This window comes from Arthrobacter sp. TJ-254, assembly GCF_058269175.1.
In genome coordinates this window covers 359,810-382,658 of record NZ_JBZCNF010000003.1, presented here as the reverse complement: position 1 = coordinate 382,658, position 22,849 = coordinate 359,810, and the positions used below count along the sequence as shown (strand labels likewise).

The 22,849-nt window shown below is 67.4% G+C and carries 21 protein-coding genes; 11 read left to right on the top strand and 10 right to left on the bottom strand.

Annotation, left to right across the window (positions count from 1 at the left end; genetic code table 11):
- Window positions 1-25: 25 nt before the first annotated feature.
- Complete coding sequence (locus AC4D14_RS10380; protein ID WP_490902029.1) at window positions 26-760, bottom strand: FadR/GntR family transcriptional regulator; 735 nt, start codon at window positions 758-760, stop codon at window positions 26-28.
- 136 nt (window positions 761-896) lie between these two features.
- On the opposite strand from AC4D14_RS10380, the gene AC4D14_RS10375 reads away from it, so the two are divergent.
- From AC4D14_RS10375 to AC4D14_RS10335, 9 genes are all read left to right on the top strand, one after another.
- The gene (locus AC4D14_RS10375) at window positions 897-1,973 is read left to right on the top strand and encodes an ABC transporter ATP-binding protein (protein WP_490902027.1); all 1,077 of its coding nucleotides are present in this window, start codon (window positions 897-899) and stop codon (window positions 1,971-1,973) included.
- Window positions 1,974-2,080: 107 nt separating this feature from the next.
- Window positions 2,081-3,277, top strand: coding sequence for an ABC transporter substrate-binding protein (locus AC4D14_RS10370; RefSeq protein WP_490902025.1), 1,197 nt, complete (start codon window positions 2,081-2,083; stop codon window positions 3,275-3,277).
- Between the two features lie 53 nt (window positions 3,278-3,330).
- The gene (locus AC4D14_RS10365) at window positions 3,331-4,242 is read left to right on the top strand and encodes an ABC transporter permease (RefSeq protein ID WP_490902024.1); all 912 of its coding nucleotides are present in this window, start codon (window positions 3,331-3,333) and stop codon (window positions 4,240-4,242) included.
- 10 nt (window positions 4,243-4,252) lie between these two features.
- Window positions 4,253-5,110: an ABC transporter permease gene (locus tag AC4D14_RS10360; RefSeq protein WP_490902022.1), complete on the top strand. Its 858-nt coding sequence runs from the start codon at window positions 4,253-4,255 to the stop codon at window positions 5,108-5,110.
- A gap of 54 nt (window positions 5,111-5,164) precedes the next feature.
- Window positions 5,165-6,766 carry an amidohydrolase gene (locus AC4D14_RS10355; protein ID WP_490902020.1) on the top strand — a complete coding sequence of 534 codons (1,602 nt, stop codon included), beginning with the start codon at window positions 5,165-5,167 and terminating at the stop codon, window positions 6,764-6,766.
- Window positions 6,767-6,770: 4 nt separating this feature from the next.
- Window positions 6,771-8,384, top strand: coding sequence for an alpha-amylase family glycosyl hydrolase (locus AC4D14_RS10350; RefSeq protein ID WP_490902018.1), 1,614 nt, complete (start codon window positions 6,771-6,773; stop codon window positions 8,382-8,384).
- Window positions 8,385-8,460: 76 nt separating this feature from the next.
- Window positions 8,461-9,192: a DUF72 domain-containing protein gene (locus AC4D14_RS10345; RefSeq protein ID WP_490902016.1), complete on the top strand. Its 732-nt coding sequence runs from the start codon at window positions 8,461-8,463 to the stop codon at window positions 9,190-9,192.
- A gap of 76 nt (window positions 9,193-9,268) precedes the next feature.
- Complete coding sequence (locus tag AC4D14_RS10340; protein WP_490902014.1) at window positions 9,269-9,718, top strand: hypothetical protein; 450 nt, start codon at window positions 9,269-9,271, stop codon at window positions 9,716-9,718.
- 13 nt (window positions 9,719-9,731) lie between these two features.
- A complete protein-coding gene (locus AC4D14_RS10335) occupies window positions 9,732-10,835 on the top strand; it encodes a dipeptide epimerase (protein ID WP_490902012.1) in 1,104 nt (367 codons plus the stop codon).
- A gap of 64 nt (window positions 10,836-10,899) precedes the next feature.
- Here the strand turns inward: AC4D14_RS10335 and AC4D14_RS10330 are convergent, their stop codons facing one another.
- Complete coding sequence (locus tag AC4D14_RS10330) at window positions 10,900-11,433, bottom strand: MarR family winged helix-turn-helix transcriptional regulator (RefSeq protein ID WP_490902010.1); 534 nt, start codon at window positions 11,431-11,433, stop codon at window positions 10,900-10,902.
- 81 nt (window positions 11,434-11,514) lie between these two features.
- Here AC4D14_RS10330 and AC4D14_RS10325 point away from each other — a divergent pair, with 81 nt between their 5' ends.
- The gene (locus AC4D14_RS10325; protein WP_490902009.1) at window positions 11,515-12,111 is read left to right on the top strand and encodes a hypothetical protein; all 597 of its coding nucleotides are present in this window, start codon (window positions 11,515-11,517) and stop codon (window positions 12,109-12,111) included.
- Entirely contained in the window at window positions 12,104-13,087 is a 984-nt protein-coding gene (locus tag AC4D14_RS10320) for an NADP-dependent oxidoreductase (protein WP_490902008.1), read from the top strand. Before AC4D14_RS10325 ends, AC4D14_RS10320 begins: the two co-directional genes overlap by 8 nt.
- Before the next feature lie 2 nt (window positions 13,088-13,089).
- Here the strand turns inward: AC4D14_RS10320 and AC4D14_RS10315 are convergent, their stop codons facing one another.
- From AC4D14_RS10315 to AC4D14_RS10280, 8 genes are all read right to left on the bottom strand, one after another.
- The gene (locus AC4D14_RS10315; RefSeq protein ID WP_490902006.1) at window positions 13,090-13,383 is read right to left on the bottom strand and encodes a hypothetical protein; all 294 of its coding nucleotides are present in this window, start codon (window positions 13,381-13,383) and stop codon (window positions 13,090-13,092) included.
- A 771-nt stretch (window positions 13,384-14,154) separates the two neighbouring features.
- Entirely contained in the window at window positions 14,155-15,048 is an 894-nt protein-coding gene (locus AC4D14_RS10310; RefSeq protein WP_490902004.1) for a serine hydrolase, read from the bottom strand.
- Window positions 15,045-16,277: a serine hydrolase domain-containing protein gene (locus tag AC4D14_RS10305; protein WP_490902003.1), complete on the bottom strand. Its 1,233-nt coding sequence runs from the start codon at window positions 16,275-16,277 to the stop codon at window positions 15,045-15,047. The genes AC4D14_RS10310 and AC4D14_RS10305 overlap by 4 nt, the downstream gene beginning before the upstream one ends.
- Before the next feature lies 1 nt (window position 16,278).
- A complete protein-coding gene (locus tag AC4D14_RS10300) occupies window positions 16,279-17,265 on the bottom strand; it encodes a S66 peptidase family protein (RefSeq protein ID WP_490902001.1) in 987 nt (328 codons plus the stop codon).
- Window positions 17,262-19,010 (bottom strand): ABC transporter ATP-binding protein, encoded by a 1,749-nt coding sequence (locus AC4D14_RS10295; RefSeq protein WP_490901998.1) that lies wholly within the window; start codon window positions 19,008-19,010, stop codon window positions 17,262-17,264. The genes AC4D14_RS10300 and AC4D14_RS10295 overlap by 4 nt, the downstream gene beginning before the upstream one ends.
- Window positions 19,010-19,933 (bottom strand): ABC transporter permease, encoded by a 924-nt coding sequence (locus AC4D14_RS10290; RefSeq protein ID WP_490901996.1) that lies wholly within the window; start codon window positions 19,931-19,933, stop codon window positions 19,010-19,012. Before AC4D14_RS10290 ends, AC4D14_RS10295 begins: the two co-directional genes overlap by 1 nt.
- The gene (locus AC4D14_RS10285) at window positions 19,930-20,970 is read right to left on the bottom strand and encodes an ABC transporter permease (RefSeq protein WP_490901994.1); all 1,041 of its coding nucleotides are present in this window, start codon (window positions 20,968-20,970) and stop codon (window positions 19,930-19,932) included. The genes AC4D14_RS10290 and AC4D14_RS10285 overlap by 4 nt, the downstream gene beginning before the upstream one ends.
- On the bottom strand, window positions 20,970-22,847 hold the full coding sequence (locus AC4D14_RS10280) for an ABC transporter substrate-binding protein (RefSeq protein WP_490901992.1): 1,878 nt from the start codon (window positions 22,845-22,847) through the stop codon (window positions 20,970-20,972). The genes AC4D14_RS10285 and AC4D14_RS10280 overlap by 1 nt, the downstream gene beginning before the upstream one ends.
- Window positions 22,848-22,849 lie beyond the last annotated feature (2 nt).

Sequence of the window (22,849 nt, the reverse complement as noted above, 5' to 3'; positions counted from 1 at the left end):
CTGGCTCCTTGGGGACGGATTTCGGTTATTGGGAGTGCTTATTGAGCAGCCAGCGGATCAGGGCGTTGACCAGTTCCTTGGTCTTCATTTCCGCAAGGGCGCCGTCTCGGGCTTCGATGGCGTCGGCAACGGCAGCACGCATCTCAACCGACACTTCCTGGAAAGCCTTGTCGGTGTAGGGCAGCAAGGTCAAGGTTCCAAGGTCAGCCTGCAGTCGGACGAGCTCGCGGCCAAGGCGTGCCGACCGGGCGATGGCCGAGAGCTCGAGCAGGAACTCCGAGTCGACGAGCCGCCAGGACAGCAGGGAGTCCTGCGCCGGCCGGAGGTAGGTGCGCAGGATGGCGAGTTCCGCGGCGTCAGCCCTGCGGGCCGCGATCCCGGCACAGGCAACGGTGATCACCGAATAGTGCAGCCCCAGGTCATTGATCTGCAGCCGAGTCAACGCCCGCAGCTGCCCCAATGCGCTCGCTGTCGAGGGGAGGAAGTCTTCGGCAACGAAACTGCCGCCGTTCCGGCCGCGGGCCGTGGTGATCAGGCCGCGGGCGCGGAGGCTCGAAAGCGCTTCACGAGCGGTGACCGGCGAAACCCCGAGGGCCGCAGCCAGTTCCACCTCGCTGGGGAGGCGCTGCCCGCTGGCGAGCAGTCCGGTTTCAACGGCCTGCTCGATGCGCTCGACCACCTGCTCGGCGAGACCGGCCGAACGCAGCGGGGAGAAAACGGCAGCGAGCCCCCGTGAGGCTGAGGTCGCTTGCTGGGTCACGACCTCACTGTAACGAGATATTTACCCGAACGTCTATACATAAAACATATAAGGTCATAGGCTTTGGCGCAGATCGTTAGTGAGGCGCGTCACAGTTGCCTCGGCGGCTGCGGAAGCAGCGGAAAGGCACCCTCCGATGACACAGACCGCCCTCGGCCCCGCCGGTAAGAAGACCGCCTCCGCCGACGTCCCGGCGATCCAGCTGCGCGGGCTCACCAAGGTTTTCGGGGACACAACAGCCGTGAACGGGGTCGACCTCGCGATCCGCCAGGGCGAGTTCTTTTCAATGCTCGGCCCATCGGGATCAGGGAAGACGACGGTGCTTCGGCTCATCGCCGGGTTCGAATCGCCAACCAGCGGAACGGTTGAGCTCGTCGGCACCGATGTCACGGCCCGGGCCCCGTTCGAACGCGACGTGAACACCGTGTTCCAGGACTACGCCCTCTTCCCCCACATGAGCCTGATCGACAACGTCGCCTACGGGCTGCGGGTGCGCGGTGTGCCAAAGCGGGAACGCCGCGACCGGGCCGGGGCGGCACTGGAACGGGTTCAGCTGGGAAGCTTCCTCGACCGGAAACCCTCGCAGCTCTCGGGTGGCCAGCGCCAGCGGGTGGCGCTCGCCCGGGCACTCGTCGTCGAACCCCGGGTCCTCCTGCTCGACGAGCCACTGGGCGCCCTCGACCTCAAACTGCGCCAGCAGATGCAGGTCGAGCTCAAGGAGCTCCAGCGCTCGCTCGGCATCACCTTCATCTTCGTCACGCACGACCAGGAGGAAGCCCTCACCATGAGCGACCGGATCGGCGTCTTTAACAACGGACGCCTGGTGCAGGTCGGCACGGCGAAGGACATCTACGACAAACCCAACGGCGAGTTCGTCGCTAACTTCGTTGGTACGTCGAACATCTTCCCCGCCGCTGTCGCCCACAAGCTCTACGGGCGGGACGAGGCATTCTCCGTCCGGCCCGAGCGGCTTCGCCTCACCCACCCCTCCGAGGCGGGAACCGAGGGATCGACAGTCATCGGCGGAACCGTCGCCGCGCTCGTGTATCTCGGCCACGCCACGCAGGTGCGGGTCGCGCTCCCCGATGGAACAACCGTCATCGCCCTGGTCCATCCCTCCGCACTCGACCAGGAGGACGTGGCCCCAGGCCGCGACGTCGCCGTGCAGTGGCGCACAGCCGACGTCGTCTGGCTCCCCCCGACCCCCGGCTGACCCGGCTGACCCGGCCGCAGGCATCCCGGTTCCGGCGCTCCAGCTTTCTCGGCGTCAGCTTCTCACCACATGCTTCCCGCATTCCCGTCCGACTGAAAGGCAGAACCATGACACAGGTCAACAAACGGTATTGGCCGCTCTCCCTCGCCGCGGCCGCCGTGCTCGCCGTGACCTCCTGCGGCACAAGTTCAAACACGGAGGGCGCCGACGTTGCGGCACCCGAGATGACCATGAAGGAGGAGATCGGGGAGGGCGAAGGCAGCCTCTCGATCCTGGCCTGGCCCGGCTACGTCGAGGACGGCACAAACGACCCCGCGGTCGACTGGGTTTCAGCGTTCGAGGAAGAGACCGGCTGCATGGTCGACTTCAAGCCCTTCGGCACCTCCGACGAAGCCGTCACCCTCATGCGCACCGGCCAGTACGACGTCGTCTCCGCCTCCGGCGACGCCTCGCTGCGCCTCATCGCCGGCGGCGACGTTGAACCGGTCAACACCGACCTGCTTGAGAACTATGGCGACGTCTACCCGTTCCTCAAGGACCAGCCGTGGAACACCGTCGACGACAAGAACTACGGGATGCCGCACGGATGGGGTGCCAACGTGCTGATGTACCGCAGCGATCTCGTGGATCCGGCGCCCACCTCGTGGAGCGCCGTCTTCGACGACGCCGAGAAGTACTCCGGGAAGGTCACCGCGTACGACTCCCCCATCTACATCGCCGACGCCGCGCTGTACCTGATGAAGCACAACCCGGACCTCGGCATCACCAACCCGTACGCCCTCGACAAGGACCAGCTCGCCGCCGCCGTCGACCTGCTCAAGAAGCAGCGCGAGCACGTCGGAGAGTACTGGTCGGACGTCGTGAAGGAAGTGCAGTCCTTCGCCAGCGGCGGAACGGTCGTCGGCACCACGTGGCAGGTCGGCGCGAACATCGCCGCGGCGGACGGCGCCAAGGTCGAAACCGTGCTCCCTGAGGAGGGCGCCACCGGCTGGTCGGACACCTGGATGATCGGCGCCGAGTCACCGAACAAGAACTGCGCCTACAAGTGGCTCGACTACATCGCCAGCCCCGAAGCGAACGCCCAGGTCGCCGAGTACTTCGGTGAATCCCCCGCCAACCCCGCCGCATGCGAGCTGACGAAGGACAAGGGCCACTGCGAGACCTTCCACTCCGGCGACGAAGAGTACGCAAGCCAGATCTGGTACTGGACCACCCCGGTCGCCGAATGCATCGACGGGCGCACCGACGTCGAATGCACCGACTACTCCGAGTGGACCAAGGCATGGACCGAGATCAAGGGCTGACCCGCACGGCGGGTTAGGCACAATCAGCAGGGCGGACGGAAAAGGCAACGAACATGACACTTGAGACACAGGCCAGGCCCACACCTCCACCTCCCCGGCCGGGGAGCCGGCGGGTGTCGGCCGTGCTTCACCGCAGGCCCGCGCTGCGCCTTGCGGGCCTGCTCACCGCTCCGGCGGCGTGGCTCGTCCTCGTGTACATCGCCGCACTTGCCGCCCTGCTGATCACCGCGCTCTGGACGGTGGACACCTTCACCGGGAAGGTGTCCACCACCTGGACCTTCGAGAACATCCTCACCGTCACCACCGACCCCGTGTACCAGGCGATCGCGCTGCGGACGCTGCGCATCGCCGTCGTCGTCACGCTGATCGATATGGTGATCGCCCTGCCCATTGCGTTCTTCATCGCGAAGGTCGCTTCGAAGCGCTGGGAGAAACTGCTCATCGTCGCGGTGCTCATGCCGCTTTGGGCAAGCTACCTGGTGAAGGCCTACGCCTGGCGGAACGTGCTCGCCGAGGGTGGGCTCCTCGAATGGCTCGGCGCGCCGGTCGGCCTGAACAGCCCCGGCTACAGCGAAACCGCGATCGTCCTGACCCTCGCCTACATCTGGCTTCCGTACATGATCCTTCCCATCCACGCCGGTTTCGATCGGGTTCCCGACTCGCTCATCGAGGCGTCGGGCGACCTCGGCGCGAAGCCGCTTGCGACCCTGCGGCTCGTGGTGTTCCCCATCCTCGTCCCCTCGATCATCGCCGGCACCGTCTTCACGTTTTCGCTGTCACTGGGCGACTACATCACGGCGCAGATCGTCGGGGGCACCACCCAGATGCTCGGCACCGTCGTCTACGCCAACGTGGGCGCCGCCAACAACCTTCCGCTTGCCGCCGCCGTGGCGCTCATCCCGATCGCGATCATCATGATCTACCTCTTCGTGGTCCGCCGCACCGGCGCACTCAACAACCTGTAGGAGCCGGACCGTGAAACTCTCCCGCAGCGCCAAGACCATCCTGGGGGTCATCACCGGGCTGATTCTCCTGTTCATCTACCTCCCGCTGCTGCTCGTGGTCGTGAACTCCTTCAACGCCGACCGCACCTTCGGCTGGCCGCCGCGCAGCCTCACCCTCGAATGGTGGTCGCGGGCCTTCGCCTCCGACGGCGTGCGCGATGCGCTGGCGACATCGGTCTGGGTGGCATTGATCTCCACCGCCCTGTCCCTGGTCCTCGGCACGCTGCTGGCCCTTGCCCTGCAGCGGTACAGCTTCTTCGGCCGCGACGTCATCAACCTCCTGGTCATCCTGCCCATCGCCCTTCCGGGCATCGTCACAGGCATCGCGCTGAACAACATGTTCACTACCGTGCTCGGCGTCCCCCTGAGCCTGTGGACGGTCATCGTCGCGCACGCCACCTTCTGCATGGTCACCGTATTCAACAACGCCATCGCCCGGCTGCGCCGCGTCAACGGCAGCCTTGAGGAGGCCTCGGCCGACCTCGGCGCGGGAATCTTCACCACCTTCCGGCTGGTGACCCTGCCGCAGCTGCGCTCGGCGCTGCTTGCCGGCGGACTGCTCGCCTTCGCCCTGAGCTTCGATGAGATCATCGTGACAACCTTCACCATCGGCGCAGGCCAGCAGACCCTCCCCGTGTGGATCCTGCAGAACCTCTTCCGGCCCAACCAGGCACCGGTGGTGAATGTCGTCGCGGTGATCCTCATCGTCGTCTCGATCGTGCCGATCTGGCTGGCACAGCGGCTCTCCAGCGATTCGGTGACCGGAACCGGCGCTCCGTCCCTGACAAAGGGCAAAATGAAGAAACGCAAGGATCCGTCCGCCCCCTAGGCCAGAGGTGATTCCATCCTCGATCTGAAACTGATCAACGCCGCGGTCTCCACGATGTGCGCCAACGTGCCGACCGCCGGTGCCGTCGGAATCCTCTCCGGAAGGATCGTCGGTTTCGATGCGGAGGTGGCGGACCTGCCCGCGCGCCGCACGCTCGACTGCCGCGGCGCCGTCGTGCTGCCGGGGTTCGGCGACGCGCACAACCACATGGCCTGGTTCGGACAGTCCCTCTCGGAGCTCGACCTCAGCGGCTGCACCACCGTCGAGGAGGTCTACGACGCCGTCGCAACCTTCTCCGCCGGTCTTTCCGCCGACGCGTGGGTCATCGGGTCCGGGTACGACAACACGATCATCGGTTCGCACCCGCACCGGAAGCGGCTCGACGCCGCTGCGGAGGGCCGCCCGGTCTGGCTCAAGCACCGGTCGGGGCACGCCTGCACCGTGAACTCCGAGGTTCTCGCCCGGGCGGGTGTCCTTGACGGAACGGTGGAGGCTCCGGTGGGCGGGGAGGTTGTCCGCGACGCCGACGGGCCCACGGGAGTTCTGCAGGAACAGGCCCAGAAACTCGTGACCCAGCTGGTGGTTCCGTACCCGGTGGATGTCCTCGCCGACGCCATTACGGCCGCCAGCTCCCGCTACGCCTCCGAAGGGCTGACCCACGTCACTGAGGCCGGGATCGGGGCCGGGTGGATCGGCCGCAGCCCCGTCGAACTCGCCGCGTACACCCTCGCCCGCGAAAGCGGAGGGCTGAAGACCCGGGTGCAGTTGATGGTCAGCAGCGACGCCCTCCATGCGGTCGAATCGCACCCCGACGACCGGATCAGCTTCGGGCTCGACCTCGGGCTGTGCACAGGCTTCGGGGACGACGCGCTCCGGCTCGGCCCGATGAAGATCTTCGTCGACGGGTCCCTGATCGGCCGGACAGCCGCCGTGACCGAGCCCTTCTGCGGCGGCGGGCACAACACCGGAGGCCTCCAGCTGTCCCTCGAGGAGCTCACCAATCGCATCGTCAGCGCCCACTGTTCCGGCTGGACCGTCGCCGCCCACGCGATCGGCGACCGCGCCATCGACATCGCCCTCGACGCGTTCGAGGCGGCCCACACCGCATGCCCGCGGAACGGGGTCCGGCACCGCATCGAACATGCCGGGATCGTCCGCCCCGACCAGATTGCCCGGTTCCGGACCCTTGGCGTCACCCCGGTCCCCCAGCTCCGCTTCCTCCACGAGATGGGGTCGACGATGCTCGAGACAGTCGGCGAGGACCGGGAGGCCCTGGTCTACCGGCATCGCTCATTCCTCGAGGCCGGGGTGCGGGTACCCGGCAGCTCCGACCGCCCGGTCGCCGCAGGCGCGCCCCTGCTCGGCATGCAGTCGATGGTCCAGCGGCGCACCGCCGACGGCCGGGTGATGAGCCCCGGCGAGCGCGTCGACGCCCAGACGGCCCTCCGTGCCTACACTGTCGACGCCGCATGGATCGCCGGCGACGAGGGCATCAGGGGAACCCTCGAGCCCGGGAAGCTGGCCGACCTGGTCCTGCTCTCGGACCACCCGGCCGCCGTCCCCGCCGACGCGATTGGGCGGATCGAGGTCCTTGCGACCTTCATCGAGGGCCTGTGCGTCCACGGTGACGACTACCTTTCCTCCCTCGAGGTGTAGCGCCGTGCCGGATCCTCAAACCGCCCTCCCCAGTGACCCCGACCCTTCGTGGTGGAAGACCTCCGTCATCTACCAGGTATACCCGCGCTCCTTCGCCGACGGGAACGGCGACGGCGTGGGCGACCTCCCGGGCCTTATCGAGAGGCTCCCATACATCGCCTCCCTCGGGGTTGACGGGTTCTGGATGACCCCGTTCCAGCCCTCCCCGCAGGTCGACCAGGGCTACGACGTGAGCCACTACTGCGGCGTCGACCCGCTCTTCGGCACCATGGCCGACTTCGATGAACTGCTCGAACGCGCCCATGCCCTGGGGCTGCGCGTCCTGCTCGACGTCGTCCCCAACCACTGCTCAATCGAGCATCCCCGCTTCCAGGGCGCCCTCGCGGCCGCCCGGGGATCGGCGGAACGGAGCATGTTCCACTTCACCGACGGACCCGACGACGGCACTCCCCCAAACAACTGGCAAAGCGTCTTCGGCGGCCCGGCCTGGACCCGGGCGTCTCCCGGCTCGACAACCGACACCCAGTGGTACCTTCACCTGTTCTCACCGGCCCAGCCAGACTGGAACTGGCGCAACCCCGCGGTCGGCGCCTTCTTCGAGGACGTGCTGCGCTTTTGGTTCGACAAGGGCGTTGACGGGCTGCGCATCGACGTCGCCCACGCGCTGTTCAAGGCCGAAGGCCTCCCGGATTCCCCCTCAACTGCCGCCGTCGTCGACGGCCTGCGGTCCAACCGCCAGGTGTCGGATCAGGAGGAGGTCCACGGTGTCTACCGGCGGTGGCGTGCCATCGCCGACTCCTACTCGCCGGGGCGCCTCCTCGTTGGGGAGGTCAACCTTGAACCCGCCCGAGCCGCCCGCTACACCCGGCGCGACGAAATGCATCAGGCGTTCGCCTTCGCTTTCGTGCACCTGGGGTGGGAGCCGGATGCCTGGGCCGCCGTCGGGAGGGAACTTGAGGCCGCACGCCGGATCCACGGCACGGCGCCGACCTGGGCCCTCGAAAACCACGACATCGTCCGGTCCGTCACACGGTTTGGCGGCGGACCGCGGGGAGCCGCGCGGGCCCGCGCCGCCCTGCTGGCCCTGCTCGGACTCCCCGGCGGCGCCTACATCTACCAGGGCCAGGAGCTCGGCCTGCCGGAGGTCGATGTGCCTCTGGCCTCGCGCGTCGACCCGATGTGGGCACGGGGCGGGGTGTCCCGTGACGGGGCACGGGTTCCCCTGCCGTGGACGTCCCACCCCGCGCTTGCCCACGGTTTCTCGCTGACGGCACCGGCTGCCGCGCCGTGGCTTCCGGTGCCGGCGTCGTGGGGTTCCTGCGCCGTCGAGGTGGAGCGGGACAACCCGGAGTCAACGCAGCAGGTTGTCGTTGCCGCCCTCGGCCTGCGCCGTCGGCTGCTGGCCGAGGGAGTGCTGGGTGCGGACGACGGCGGGGCCTGGCGGGTCGAAGACGGAGGCCTGCTCATCTGCGAGCGCGGTCCACGATTCTTCGTGGCCGCGGCGATGGGTGAGGAGCCGGTGCGGCTTCCGGAAGGGACGGTGCTGCTGACCTCGGTGCCGCAGGAGGCCGAAGGATGGCTTGAGCCGGATAACGCGGCGTGGGTGCTCCGGCACTGATGCGGCAAGACCTTCCCGCCGGTGCCCGGGTGCCGTCCACTAGGATCGAAGCGTTGTCTAGGAACCGGGAGGCGCAGTGAGTATCCACATCGGCACCTCCGGCTGGAGCTATGACCACTGGAACGACGTGCTCTACCCTGCGGGCACACCTGCAGCCCGGCGGCTTGAGTACTACTACAGACGGTTCGGCACCGTGGAGCTCAATGCCAGCTTCTACCGCTGGCCCCGGGAGTCGACCTTCGCCGGTTGGCGCGAGCGCCTCCCCGGCGGGTTCCTCCTCTCGGTGAAGGCTCCCCGGGGGCTCACCCACGCCAAGAAGCTCTACGCCCCGGAGGTCTGGGTGGAGCGGATCATCCGGTGCTGGCATGAGCTGAGCGACAAGCGGGCCATCCTCCTGGTCCAGCTCCCGCCTGCGATGCAGCGCGACGACGCCCGCCTCGATTACTTCCTTGGCCTGCTGCCCGATTGGATCCGGGTCGCCGTCGAATTCCGGCATCCGAGCTGGGAGACCGAGGACGTCTACGCGCTGCTTGAACGCCGCGGTGCCGCCTACTGCATCATGAGCGGCGCCAACCTGCCCTGCGTCCTGCGCGCCACTGCCTCGTTTGTATACATCCGGATGCACGGACCCGACACGAACCACCTCTACGGCGGGTCCTATTCGGATGACGACCTGCACTGGTGGGCGGACAGGATCCGCGAATGGCAGGGCACCGGGAGAGACGTGTACGTCTACTTCAACAACGACGGCGGCGGCAACGCCGTGCGTAACGCGGACACGCTGAGGGCAATCCTCGGCGAAGGCTGACGGCTCGCCCGCGGGTTCTCCGGCTCGGGGGCGAGAATCCGTGGCAATCCCAGCGGCTCGGCTTAGGGTGAATCTCATGACTGAATCTGCCGAAAGTGGACCCGACACGAACCACCAGCGCCCGTCCGGAGTTTCCGACGACACGATCGAGGCCCTCGGCAAGCTCTCCGAGGCCCTCGAAGTGATCGAACAGGCCCGGGGATACCTCTACGGCTTCCACCGCCTGACGGGCAAGGCCGATCTGGCGCTCGGTGAGGCCATAGAGCTGCTCCGCGGCGCCGGTCACACCGACCTGGCGGAAACGCTCAACAGGGACCTCGTGGGACGCAACGTGATCGAAGGACGCTGGACCTTCCAGATTGTCGAAGACTACGACGACAACTACTACGCCGCGTTCAAGGCCTTTGAGAAGCAGGCGCGCGACTCGCTCGCCGGCGGCAGGCGCCACCTCTTTGAAGCCGAGATGAAGGAAGACCGCCGCACCCCGGGCCGTGAGCACCACGAAGCCCTTCCGCCCGAAGCCTGAGCTCGGCGGACCAGTGACAGCAAGACTGACCCTCACCGCGCACGCCGTAAGCGTGCCGCTGGTGCGGCCCTTCGTCACTGCGGTGCGCCGGACCACGGTGCTTGAGTCGGTGCTCGTTGAGGTGCGCGATGACGACGGCGCCTGCGGCTGGGGAGAGGCACCGATCAGTGCCGTGACCGGTGCGACAACCGCCGGCGTGATCGCCGCCGTCAACGGTCCGTTGCAGTCGCTGCTGAACTCCCATGACGACGGATCCGCCGGCTTCACCGGCCTGCTCGCCAGCGTCGCCGCCTCCCCGGACCGGAGCGCCGCCCGGATGGCGGTCGACTGCGCGATATACGACCTCGCGGCCCGGCGCGCCGGCCTTCCCCTGCATCAGTACCTGGGCGGGGAACGGAACCGGGTCCGGACCGATATGACGCTCTCCGTCGCCGAGCCGGACATTCTCGCCCACGCCGCCGCGGAGCACCGCGCGGCCGGCTTCGAGTGCATTAAGGTCAAACTCGACGCCCACGGCGATCCGGTGGCCAGACTGCGCGCGGTACGCACCGCCGTCGGGCCGGACGCCCGCGTGCGCATCGACGCCAACCAGGCCTTCACCGCCGAGCAGGCCATCCGGTTCATCTCGGCGATGGAGGACGCAGGCCTCGGCGTGGAACTGGTTGAGCAGCCGGTGCCGGCCGGTGACTGGGACGGACTGGCACGCGTCAGCCGGAGCGTGCGGACGCCGATCATGGCCGACGAGTCGGTGTGGACGGAGAAGGACCTGCAGCGGCTGATCGATGCCGGGGCCGCCGCGATGGTCAATATCAAGCTCGCCAAGACGGGCGGACTCTCCCCCGCCCTGGGGCTTGCCGCGAAGGCGCGGGCGGCGGGCATCGGCGTCCTTATCGGCTGCATGATGGAAAGCGGCGTCGGGATCAGCGCAGCGGCGGCGCTCGCCTCAGCGTTGGCGGCGCGTTCCGGAAGCGACATTCCACAGGACCTCGACGGCGGTCTCTGGCTCAAGACCTCCCCGGTGGAGGGTGGCTCCCGGTACAAGGGCAGCGTCATCACGCTTCCGGACGCGCCGGGCACCGGGATCACCGCGCTGCGGACGGTGCCGGCCGGCCGCTGACGTCAGCGACTGCCGGCCGCCCTGGTTCGCCAGCTACCTGCCGGGCCGCGGAGGCCGGTTTGCTTCACTGCGGCTTTGGGGAATCAACGCGGCGTCCGTGCTCCGTATGCTGGTCGTCCCCGAGGAATCCCGTCACCCTTTCGCTGGCGCCGAGCAGATACCGGGAGATGACCTCCTGCTCGTCCGAGGTGAATTCCTCGGCGAGGGCGTCGAGCTGCTCGACCACGGGGATGAGCTGCGCAAGGATGGCCGTGATGGTTGCTGGTGCCGGCTGGAGGTTCACGCGCCTTCGGTCACTGGTATCCCGAACCCTCTCGACGTGGCCCACGCGTTCCAGACGATCAACGAGTTCGGTGGTCGACCCTGGCGCGAGGCCCAGCCGGGCGCTGAGCTGAGCCGGTCCCATTCCGCCGGCAGCCTCGAGGATGTGTTCCATCGCGCTGAATTCCAAGGCGCGCAGCCCCATCCGGCGTGCCGTCTCCGCCTCAAAGTCGTTGAAGCGCCGGTGTAGTTCCCGTAGGGCGTAGGACAGCTCGTGGGCCTGCAGGCGCCTCTCACCGACCACCCCGCCATCATCTCGTTCCGGGTCTTCGTTCATCCCCTCAGCCTACTTGACGTTTAGTACGGAAAGCGAAATACTTTATATCCGAAGGAATTTCGCACGAGCGAGGGACCTGAAATGAAACCCTTCATCCGGTTGCTGCAGCAGGCGGGCACTTCACTTCACCCGCTTGCCATCCTCCTCCTGGTGGCCGGCCTCAACGTTTTTTGGACCCTGACACTCAGAGCCTTTGGCAGCTCCTTCGAGAGGATCGCCGGGGCCCCGCTCCTTGACCTCCAGAACGTTCAAGGTGTGATGAGACCACAGGAGGCCCTGCAGTTGCTGCAGGGCTATTCGACGGAGGCGCAAGGCCTCTACTGGGTCTTTTTTGCAATCGACAGTGTTGTTCCGCTCCTATCGTTTGGCTCGTACGCGCTGTTGTGGGCCTTCCTCCTCGCGCGCAGCCCCTGGCAGCTGGGCCAGCGGCTCTCCCGGAGCTGGCTGCTCCTGCTTCCCTTCGGCGTCGGCGTCTTCGATGTCGGAGAGAACCTGTTCTTCGTCTCCGCCCTTGCCGCATCCAATGACACCGAAGGGCTTGGGCTGGTCACGGCGGGCCTGGTGCTGGTCTACGCGAAAGCCGGGTGCCTCTTCGCGACATTTATCGGTACCCTCGCCCTGACGGTTCAGTACGCCGCGGGACGCGTCTTGAGGAATCGGAGGATGGCCAGTGCGTAAGCCAACGACGTCGGCCGGCGGATCTGCGCCGGCGTGGGGCTTCCGGCGTTATGGAGGGCCGGACGTGCTGGAAGAGATCTCGGTGCCTGTGCCGGCCCCGGGCCCAGGCCAACTGCTCATCGAGGTGGCCGCGACGAGCGTCAATCCTGCCGACACCTACTTCCGATCAGGACGCTTCCGGCTGGTGATCCGGTTGAAGCTGCCCTTCGTGCCCGGTCTCGATGTGGCCGGTGTGGTCGCGGCAACGGGATCCGCTTCGGGCCGCTTCGCCGTCGGTGATCCGGTGTTCGCATCGCTTCCCGGCAAGACCGCCGGCGGATACGCCCGCTACGTCGCAGTTGACGATTCCACTGTGGCAGATGCACCGTCGTCCCTTCCACTGGCAGAGGCAGCCGCCCTCCCGCTTGTCACCCTCACAGCCCTCCAGGGGCTTCGGGACGTAGGGAATCTGAAAACGGGCGACAGCGTGTTGGTCTATGGAGCCTCCGGCGGTGTGGGGACCGCGGCGGTGCAGATCGCCGCCCTGCTCGGCAGCACAGTCGCGGCCGTGACGGGCGCGGAACACATGGATCAGGTTGCCGGCCTCGGTGCACAGCGGGTCATCGACAGGAGTGCCGTGACGGAGACCCTCGCTGGCGAGCGGTTCGATGTGGTGTTCGACGCTTCCGGCAGGCTTTCTGTTCGCGCGCTGCGTTCACTGGTGAAGCGTAAAGGGACAGCGGTGACCGTGAACCCGGGAACGGGCAACCCGCTGGTGGCGGTCCTTTCCTCGGTCATCCCGGGTGGGACCACCCGCAGTTTCATCGCCAAACCCTCCGGGGAGGACCTCGGGCTGGTCAGAGACTGGGTCGATGGCCGCCACCTGCGCCCGGTGATCCAGGACATCCTGCCCATACAGGACGTCGCAAAGGCCCACCGCCTCAGTGAGAGCGGGATTGCCCGGGGGAAACTCGTGCTCACGATCAGCTGCGCATGAAGCTAGTCGGCCGAGGTGTGGTCCTGCCGGGTTTCCTTCTTTGAGGCACTTGAGGCTAGCGATGCTGCATGGCGCATGACAAGGGATGCGCCGACGAGGGCGGCAGAGAATGGCAGGAACGCCACCGATACAACTGTGTAGAGAATCGAGAATGTAACAGCGGCCGGTGCCCCCTCCATCGAGGGTGCCCCGAAATTGGCAAAGACCTGCGGGCTGATCACTATCAACAACACTCCAACCACACCGACGATAATCCCCCAGCGCATTGTCATTTGTGCCATCTTCGTAGCGGCCATGTGATCCCCCTTGTATAGATGTGCTGATAAAGCCTCAGTTGAACACCACCGGCGGCGCGGAACAACACCATTGGCGCGATCGTTGCGGATTCCACACCTTGCCCTCGGCCGCTTTATCCTGGCGTGCGCCTATCATTGCACTCTGTTCGACGACGAAATGGGGCCGAGGATGCGGGAACCGGATGCTGGGGCGGAGGCCCGCTGGGCCAGAGCGGCCGTGAGGTCGGAGGGCTTGAGGGACCTCGGAGTAGGGAATGCTCTCCGGCGATACTTCCTCGTGTACTTCCCACTGACCCTTCTTGCCGGAGTGGGGATTGTCCTTGCGTTAGCGGCTCTGTGGCCCGAGACCGATGGTGCTTTCCTTTCTGCAGGAGTCACTACAGGGCTGACGCTGGCAGCTTCCGGTGCCGCTGTTGGAGGTTTTATCTACGGGAACAAAAAGGTAAGCCCGATGGTCCAGCCCCGACGGCTTGGAGTGACCGTAGAGCTGACCGCCGGCGAAGTGAAGCAGATCCGCCGGCAGATCTTGGGCAAGGATGCAGTCAGGGCGGAGTGGCTACCGGTCCTTCGAGGGGCTGCCGTTCAGATCCGGGAGGGCCTCGCAAAACAACTGCTCGTGGCTCCGGCCCTTCTGGTTCTTTTTGCCGGGCAGGTCCTGTCGAGGGAAATAGCGTCATTCTTCAATGCCGTAATGATCGTGGCCCTGTTCGTGATGACAGTGCTGTTTGCTTTCGTGGCGCGGTGGTTCCACCAAAGGGGGTGTTCCTCAGATCAACTGCGCCCGTGGCCGACGGGCGCAGCGTCGCCGGCTGATCCGTCCCCGGGCCATGAATTCGCGCCCGTGCCACCCGGCGACGTTCGGGACAGCTCCCATGCCAGACGCGACAGGGCGGCGATCGCCGTCGTCGCCTCATCCTCCCCATACGCGCGGGTGCACACGGCGAGGATGAACCCGTCCTGCGGGTCAATCCCCTCACATGGTTGGATGAAGGCGACGTCGTGGCGGATGCCAGTGACCCACCCTGACTTTGAGCCCCACCGTGCAGCGGGCGGCAGCGCCGGCCCGATGAGGCTGTATTCCTGAGCCTGCAGCAGCTCCACCATGAACCGCGTGCTCGAACGGCCCGCCGCCCTGCCCGTCACGATGGCGCTCATGATCGCCGTAAGATCCCGCGCTGTCGTCTGCTGGGTGAGGCCCGCCTCGAGTCCCGCCAGGTCGCCAAAGAGCCGTTCCATCTTCGAAGCGGTGGCACCGCACACCTCGAGGGCCTCCCGAACCGCGGCCAGGCCGACGAGCTCGACAGCCATATTGGTTGCCTCGTTCGAGGAGACGACGATCATCCGCCGCAGCACCTGGCGCAACGACACGGGCCTGCCCGCCGGCGGCATCCCGCCGTCCATTTCGTCAGGATCGACCTCGAAGTCGAAAGTGCCTGCGCCGGGCACCGCGGAGGTGAATCTCAGCTGCGAGGTGAGCATCTGGTTGAGCTGCAGCCGGCCGGCGTCGACGGCGCGCAGCGCCGCGATGAGCACGGCGAGCTTGATCGTGCTCGCCGCATACACCGGGGTGTCGGCCCTGCTCTGGGCGATCACATCGCCCCCCAGGCTCGTGATGCAGTACGAGATGTGCGGGACCCCGTCGCTGTAGTCCGAAACGATGCTCACTGTGCTGCCTTCTGCTCGGCGTCCGCCCACGCGCACACCGCGTCGGCAATGCGGGACCGGAACGGCCCCATGGTGTTGGGAATCCGGCTGGGGTGCACCCGGTTGGCCAGGAGCACAAGGGTCACCGACCGGGTCCGGTCCATGAGCAGCGAGGGACCCGTGAACCCGTTGTGTCCGCGTGCCGCGGCACCGGAGGCGCCCATCCACTCAAGCTGTCCGATGCGCAGACCGAGCCCGTGGCCGAATCCGGCGTCCGCCGCCCGCTCGGGTCCGATCAGGTCCTGCAGCTGATCGTTCCAGAGCTGGTCCGCCAGCGGAGCCGGAAGCAGGCTTTCCGGGGCGTCCCGGAGGACCGTCCCGAGTCCCAGCACGGCCTCGGCGGTGCCGAACAGTCCGGCGTTTGCCGCACCGCCTCCAAGCATCCAGGCGCTCTCGTCGTGGACGATGCCCCGCACCATCCCGCGGCCGAGTTCCGGCTGGTATTCGGTCGCGGCACACTCATCGGGCCGCGGCGCGTACGTGAGCGACGCCGTCCGCGGGTCCAGTTCACGCAGCGGTCCCAGCACCTTTTCCTCGACGAGGTCCGCCCACCGCCGTCCGGTGACGGTCTCGGCAAGGGCCATCGCCGTGTTGTAGCCGACGCAGGAGTAGGCAAACGCCGTCCCCGGCTTCGTCGTCAGCGGAACGGCGAGCAGGTCATCGAGGAGACGCGCGCGGTCGGTGCCGGCGGGCAGCGTGCGCCAGCCCTCCCACGTGCCGGGCAGCCCGGAGGTGTGGGTGAGCAGGTGACGCAGGGTGACCGCCGCGCGGCCCCCGCTCCGGAAGGCGGGAAGGTGGTTTCCGACCGGCCCATCGAGGTCCAGGAGCCCGTCACCCACGAGGGACAGCACAGCGAGGGTGCTGACGATTTTCGAGACCGACGCGAGGTCATAGACGGTATCCCTGCAGGCAGGCTCGCAGTCCCCAGCGGGAAGCGCAGCGCCGTCGCTGCCAAAGGCGACGGCGCTGCCTTCGGCAATCGGGCCGACGGTGAGGCCGGCGACGTCGACGGCGGCAACCGCCGACGGCGAGGCACCCTTGCCGATTTCATTGGCAAGGATCGACCGAAGGTCCTCGGCGAGCGCATCAACGAAACACGGTGCGTCGGCGGAATCCAGACCGTCCTCCGACCGTCGAACCCCTGCGCCTGGCTGAAGGCGTGGAGATGCAGGGAGGCTGGTCCCGGGCAATTCAGGATAGGACAAGGCGAGGGCTCCCGTCGGCGATCAGGGTGGCCGGGATGCCCAGCGGGATGCTCGCGGCGGCCGGGCCATGCCCGAATCCTAATTCCCAGACCAGCGGAATGCCGAGCGGCACCAGAAGTTCCTCCACGAGCGCCTTCACTTCATGCAGTTCCCCGCACTCGTGCCACGATCCCAGGGCGATGCCCGCCATTCCATCGAACCAGCCTGCGCGCAGCAGTGAGGTCAGGAGTCCGTCGAGCTTGTAGACGTCCTCGGTGACTTCTTCGAGCAGGCCGATCCTGCCGGTGTTCGAGGCAGCGCGCCGGCCTCGGGCGCCGAAGGTCATGGCGATCAGGCTCAGCGTTCCGCCGGTCAGCACTCCGGAGGCCTCCCCCTGAACCAGCGACTCCGCCGCGGGGCCGGTGATGCTCCGCCCGGAGTACGGGGTGAAGAGCGCTTCGCGGACGCCGTCGCGTGCTGCCGGGTCATCGAGCAGGGCCTTGGTGGCGATCATTGGCGTGAACCAGGTGGCCAGTCCCAGCTGCTCAGCCCAGTACTCGTGAAGCGCCGTGACGTCGGAGGAGCCAATCAGCGGCTTGGGGCGGGCCGCGCACAGCGCATCGGCGTCAAGCAGGTCGAGGATCCGCACCGCGCCGTATCCGCCGCGGATGCAGAAGACCGCGGCAATCGTGTCGTCGCAGACGAGCTGCTGCAGGTCCGCGGCCCGGGCGGCGTCGGAACCGGCGAGGTAGGACGCCCGGGCGTCGGTGTCCCGGGCGTGCTTCCCGAGCACCGGCACGAGGCCCCACTCTTCGAGCAGCCGCACGGCGCGGTCAACGTTCTCTGCGTCCGCGGGACCCGACGGCGAGGCGAGACCCACGCGGTCCCCCACCTTCAGCGGTCCAAGTTCCGGCCGCGCCGCGACAACGTCCGGCCCTGCGGCAGCAGGTTCCGCCGCCACCGCTTTGGGGCCGGGTGTTCGGCCCAGGATCATCGGGCGCCCTCCGGCTGCACGGCGTCAGCGAGATTCCCCGAGCTCGTCGGCACCACGCTGAGCAGTTTCCGCGTGTACTCGTGCTGGGGGTTCAGCAGCACGTCCTCAACCAGTCCTTCCTCGACAATGCGCCCTTCGTACATGACCACCACGCGGTCGGCGATGTTCCACGCCAGCCCGAGGTCGTGGGTGATCACGAGCGCGCCGAGGCCGAGTTCGCACTTCAGCCGCAGGAACAGGGCCAGGACGCCGGCGCGCACCGAGGCGTCGAGGCTCGCCACGGGTTCGTCGGCAACGAGGAACTCGGGGTCGAGGGCAAGCGCACCGGCGATGACAACGCGTTGGCGCTGCCCGCCCGAGAGTTCCTGGGGGATGGCGGTGAAGTACTTCTCTGGGGGGTTCAGTTCGGCCTTGGCCAGCGCCGCCGCCACGAGCCCGCGTTCGTCTCCCGGAAGGTGGTGAAGACGCGGCCCCTCGGCCACCGCCTCGTAGACGGAGTGCTTCGGGTTCAGGGCCGCTGTGGGGTCCTGGAGGACGAACTGCACGGCGCGGCGGTAGGCCTTGAGCGCCTTGCGCCGGTGTTCGAGCGCCTTCCCCCGGTACAGGACCTCCCCGCTTGTGGGTTTCTGCAGCCCGAGGAGCGTCCGGGCCAGGGTGGTCTTGCCCGAGCCCGACTGCCCAACCAGTGCCACGATCTCGCCGGCATTGCAGGTGAGGTTGACGGCGTCCACGGCGTTCGTCCCACCTCCGCCGCGCCCACCGAACCGGACCGAGAGATTCCGGGCCTCGAGCACCGGTGACGGCACTGCGCTATCCGTCGGTAGCGCAGCGGAGACTCCGGACGGTGACGGCGCGGCGGTTCGTCCAGCGTCATCCGACTGATCCGCGCCCGGCGCGTTGGGAGCTGTGTAGGTCGGAAGCCGCAACCGGGACGAAGGGTCGCCGATGGTGGGGAACGCCGACGCCAGCGCCGCCGTGTGAGGGTGCTGCGGGTTCCGCATCACCTCCGCGGATGGGCCTTCCTCGACGATCCGGCCGTCCTGCATCACCACGATCCGATCGCAGGTCGCGGCGAGCACCGAGAGGTCGTGGCTGATCATGATCAGCGAGAGCCCGCGATCACGCACCAGGGAGGTGAGCAGATCAAGCACCTGCGCCTGCACGACGACGTCCAGCGCCGTCGTCGGCTCGTCGGCGATGAGCAGTTCCGGTTCGCACGCGAGTGCCATGGCCATCATGATGCGTTGTTTCTGGCCACCGGAGAGCTCGTGCGGGTAGGAGAGACCCTTCGAGACGGGAAGGCCCACCTGCTGCAGCAGCTCGTTGACGCGGGCAATCCGCACCGCTTCATCCTTGTATTTGCTGCTGTCGCCCGTGGCGTGGATGCGCAGGGCTTCGGCGATCTGGTCGCGGACCTTCCGCACCGGGTTGAGCGAGTGCATTGCGCCCTGGAAGACGATCGCCGCTTCGGTCCAGCGGACCGAGCGCAGCCTGCCCCAGCTGAGCGTTGAGATGTCGTCTTCGCCGAGCAGGATCCTGCCCTCGATTGCGGCGTTGGCGGGCAGGAGCCGGAGCACCGATACGGCGAGGGTGGACTTCCCGCACCCCGACTCCCCCGCGATGCCGACAGTGGCTCCGGGCTCGACGGTGAGGTTCACGCCGTCGACGGCGGTGACGGTTCCCCGGCCGCCCTCGGTCTGCGTGGCGTAGGTGATGCGCAGGTCCTTGAGTTCGAGCCGGGCCATTAGCGTCCTCGCAGGGTGGGGTTGATAACGGATTCGAGGGCGCGCCCTACGAGCGTGAAGCACAGGACCACGATCACAATGGCGACGCCGGGGGGAAGCACGTACCACCAGTAGCCGCCGGTCGCGGCGCCGGTGTCGAGGGCGGATTTGAGCATCGCGCCCCAGGAGATGCTGCTTGGATCACCGAGCCCGAGGAAGGACAGTGTTGATTCGGCGATGATCGCCGAGCCGACGGTCAGCGTGGTGTTCGCCAGGACCAGCGGCATGACGGCGGGAAGCACGTGCCGCCCAATGACGTGCCCGTCCGAGGCACCCAACGCCCAGGCCCGCTCAATGTAGGGGCGGGCTTCGACGGTGAGTGTCTGGGAACGCACCAGCCGGGCGGTTCCGGCCCAGGAGGTGACGCCGATTGCGACGACGATGGTGAGGATGCCGGGGCCGATGACGCTTGAGAGCACGATGGCGAGCACCAGCCCGGGAACCACGAGGAAAAAGTCGATCAGGCGCATGAGCACGGCCTGGGTGGGGCCGGTGAAGTGCCCTGCCGCCATGCCCATGACCGTCCCGATCACCATCGAGACCAGGGTTGCGGCGAAGCCGACCACAAGGGAGATGCGGGCGCCCCAGATCAGCAGCGCGAGCACCGAGCGTCCGGCGGGGTCGGTGCCGAGCGGGTTGGCGAGGCTTGGCGGTTCGTTGCGCCCGGCGGTGACCTGTGTGACGTCAAGGACGCTGGCCGGGGCGAACAGCGGAACCGTGAGGGCAAGGGCGACGACGGCGAGCAGGATGATCAGTCCGGCCAGCCCCGAGCGTTGGCGGGCGAACTCCTTCCACCCGTCGGCGAGGGCCTGCCGGCGGCGTGCCGCGGCGACGTTCACCCGCGGTGCGGCCGGCCGGGGCGGGGTTCCGGTTGGGGTGCTCATGCGGCGCGCAGCCGCGGGTCGAGGACACGGTAGAGCAGGTCTGCGAGGAAGTTCATCACAATCACAATCGAGGAGAAGACAACGAAGGTCCCCTGGAGGAGCGGGAAGTCGGGGGCGGAGAGGCCCTGGAAGGTGAGCAGCCCCAGCCCGGGCCAGGAGAAGACCGTCTCAACGGTCACCGCTCCGCCAACGAGCCCGCCCAGGGTGAGGAAGATCAGGGTGACGGTGGGCAGCAGTGCATTCGGCACCGCGTGCCTGCGCCGCACCTCGTCTTCGCGCAGGCCCTTGGCGCGGGCCGTCATGAGGTAGTCGGAGGTCATCTCCTCGAGGAGGGAGGCCCGCATGACCATCAGGTACTGGGCGTAGACAACGGCGACCATGGTGATCACCGGCAGGGTCATGTGCCGGATCACGTCCCACACGAGCGGCAGCCCGGTTGCGGTTGTGCCGGCCGTGACGATCCCACCGGTGGGGAACCAGTGGAGCCCGCCGCCGAAGATCAGCAGCAGGATCAGGCCCAGCCAGAAGGTGGGGACGGACCAGAAGATCAGGGCAAGCCCGGTCTGGGTCTTGTCGAAGAGGCTCCCGCGGCGCCAGGCGGCGCGCTGGCCCAGCCAGAGCCCGAGCACCACGGAGATCAGCGCCGCAGTGCCGGTCAGCAGGAGTGTGGGCCCGAGGCGGGCGCCGATCAGGTTCAGGACCGGCTCGTTGTAGGTGTAGGAGTATCCGAGCCGGCCCTGGAACAGGTCGGAGATGTAGCGCAGGAACTGGGTCAGCAGCGGGTCGTTGAAGCCGAGCTGCTCGCGCAGCAGGTCCATTTGTTCAGCGCTGACCCGGCGCCCCTCCGCCATTGAGCGGACGGGGTCTCCGGGCAGGATGCGGAACGCGAAGAACCCGAGCAGGACCACCATCACCAGGGAGATCGCGGCCCCGCCCGCCTTCAGGGCGGCGTAGCGGAGCCACGACGACGCCCGGGGCGGTTCATCCGGTGCCGGTCCCCCGGGGGTGAGGTCCTGGGCGCTGAGCGTCGTTGACATTACTGCCGGTCGTCTGCCGTGGCGCGGCGGCGCTTAGCGAAGAAGAACGCGCCGAGCCCGCCCAGGGCAAGGACGCCGACAACGGGCACGATGACCGCCGCGGGGTTGACGCCGGAGGTTGCCCCTGCGGATTCAATCGACGCGACCGGCGTTGCGCTGTAGATGCCCCACGGCCCGTTCTGCGCCAGGATCACGCCGCCCTCCTTGGGCTGGGTGGTGAAGGCCTCGAACTTGTCGGACCGGTAGGCCTCAAGCGAGTCGGCGTAGAAGAGGACGTTGTTGACGGCGGCGTTGTAGATCAGCTTCTGGGCCTCGACAACGAGCTCGCTGCGGCGTTCCTGGTCAAGCTCGGTGTGCTGTTCCTTGTACACGGCGTCGAACTCCGGGGAGCACCAGTTGGACTCGCTCGTTGCGCCGGTGCCGTCAGCGTTGGGGCGCGAGGAGCACTGGTTGATGGAGAGCTGGAAGTCCGGGTCCGGGCCGATGCCCCAGCCGGTGAAGTACATGTCGTAGTTGCCGAGGATCGAATCGTCGTTCAGCTGGCCGGGGGCCTTGATCTCGGTCGTCGCCTCGATGCCGATATCGCGCAGCCACGGGACAACGTATTCGGCCATCTGCGCGTGGGTCGGCTTCGAGTTGCTTCCCGCGAGGCGCAGCTTCAGCGGCTTGCCCTCCTTGTCGAGCCGGATTCCGTCGCTGCCCATTTTGTAGCCGGCGTCGTCGAGGATCTTGTTCGCCGCCTTGGGGTCGAAGCTGTACGGAAGCTTTTCGTCGGTGTTCCAGTGGTACAGCGGGTAAAGCGCGGGGATCTCACCGGTGGCGCGCTCCCCCAGGCCTTCTAGGACCTTCTCGAGCAGTGCTTCATTGTCGATGGCGCGGACGATCGCCTTGCGCAGTTCGATGTCGTGGAGCGCCGGGTTGCCGTCGCCCATAAGCTTGCCCTCGGCGTCCTTGGTGCCCGAGTTGATGTTGAGCGCCTGGTAGCGGCGGCCGGCACCGGCGTTGACCGTGATGTTGTCCTTGCCCTCGAGCGCCTTGTACTGGGCGGGGGTCAGATCGTTGACCACGTCGAGTTCCCCGTTGAGCAGGGCCTGCACCGCAGCGTCGCTGGTCCGGTAGGGAACAAAGGTGACGGCGTCGACCTTCGCCTTGCCCTTCCAGTAGTTGGGGTTCGCCTTCATCCGGACGCCGGAGCTGGGGCTGTAGTCAACAACGGTGAACGGTCCGCTGCCCACCGCGTCCTTCGCGTTTTCGAAGGTTGCGGGGTCCTCGACCTCGGACCAGATGTGTTCGGGAACGATCGCCAGGTCCGCGCCGGGGTTGGGAGCCTGGGCTTCCTCGAGGGTGATGACGAGCGTCTGGTCATCGACCGCCTCGACGGACTCGACGTTGTCGAGCAGGGAGCCGTTTGCCTGCTTCAGGGCGTCGTTCTCCTTGATGGCGTTGAAGGTCCAGGCGGCGTCGCGCGCCGTCAGCGGTTCGCCGTCGGACCATTTGCGGTCCTTCGGGAAGGTGTAGGTCCATTCGGTGCCGTCTTCTGAGGTTTCCCAGGACTCGGCGAGGCCGGGGACGATCTCGTTGTTGTCGGCGCCGTAGTTCACGATCCCCTCGTACTGCAGCACCATGACGTTCGTGCTTGCGGCGAGCACGCCGAGGAACGGGTTGAGTGAGTCGATGTCCCCGGTCAGGGCGAGCTTCAGGGTTGTCGCATCCGCCGGTTCGGCGGTGGCCGACGCCGCTGGTGCGCTCAGCGCGCCGGGCACCAGGACCAGCGCCGCGGCCATGAGGCCGGCTCCCGCGCGTCGGCGGAACCGGCCGCTCCTGCGTCCGTCGGGAAACTGTCCGCCGGCGGGGGCGGGAGTGGAACTCGAGTCCATGG

Bases quoted from the DNA above. Each gene is read 5' to 3' on its own strand.
- AC4D14_RS10375 (WP_490902027.1), top strand. From the start codon at position 897: ATGACACAGACCGCCCTCGGCCCCGCCGGTAAGAAGACCGCCTCCGCC.
- AC4D14_RS10370 (WP_490902025.1), top strand. From the start codon at position 2,081: ATGACACAGGTCAACAAACGGTATTGGCCGCTCTCCCTCGCCGCGGCC.
- AC4D14_RS10365 (WP_490902024.1), top strand. From the start codon at position 3,331: ATGACACTTGAGACACAGGCCAGGCCCACACCTCCACCTCCCCGGCCG.
- AC4D14_RS10355 (WP_490902020.1), top strand. From the start codon at position 5,165: ATGTGCGCCAACGTGCCGACCGCCGGTGCCGTCGGAATCCTCTCCGGA.
- AC4D14_RS10340 (WP_490902014.1), top strand. From the start codon at position 9,269: ATGACTGAATCTGCCGAAAGTGGACCCGACACGAACCACCAGCGCCCG.
- AC4D14_RS10330 (WP_490902010.1), bottom strand. From the start codon at position 11,433: ATGAACGAAGACCCGGAACGAGATGATGGCGGGGTGGTCGGTGAGAGG.
- AC4D14_RS10325 (WP_490902009.1), top strand. From the start codon at position 11,515: ATGAAACCCTTCATCCGGTTGCTGCAGCAGGCGGGCACTTCACTTCAC.
- AC4D14_RS10315 (WP_490902006.1), bottom strand. From the start codon at position 13,383: ATGGCCGCTACGAAGATGGCACAAATGACAATGCGCTGGGGGATTATC.
- AC4D14_RS10300 (WP_490902001.1), bottom strand. From the start codon at position 17,265: ATGATCCTGGGCCGAACACCCGGCCCCAAAGCGGTGGCGGCGGAACCT.
- AC4D14_RS10295 (WP_490901998.1), bottom strand. From the start codon at position 19,010: ATGGCCCGGCTCGAACTCAAGGACCTGCGCATCACCTACGCCACGCAG.
- AC4D14_RS10290 (WP_490901996.1), bottom strand. From the start codon at position 19,933: ATGAGCACCCCAACCGGAACCCCGCCCCGGCCGGCCGCACCGCGGGTG.
- AC4D14_RS10285 (WP_490901994.1), bottom strand. From the start codon at position 20,970: ATGTCAACGACGCTCAGCGCCCAGGACCTCACCCCCGGGGGACCGGCA.
- AC4D14_RS10280 (WP_490901992.1), bottom strand. From the start codon at position 22,847: ATGGACTCGAGTTCCACTCCCGCCCCCGCCGGCGGACAGTTTCCCGAC.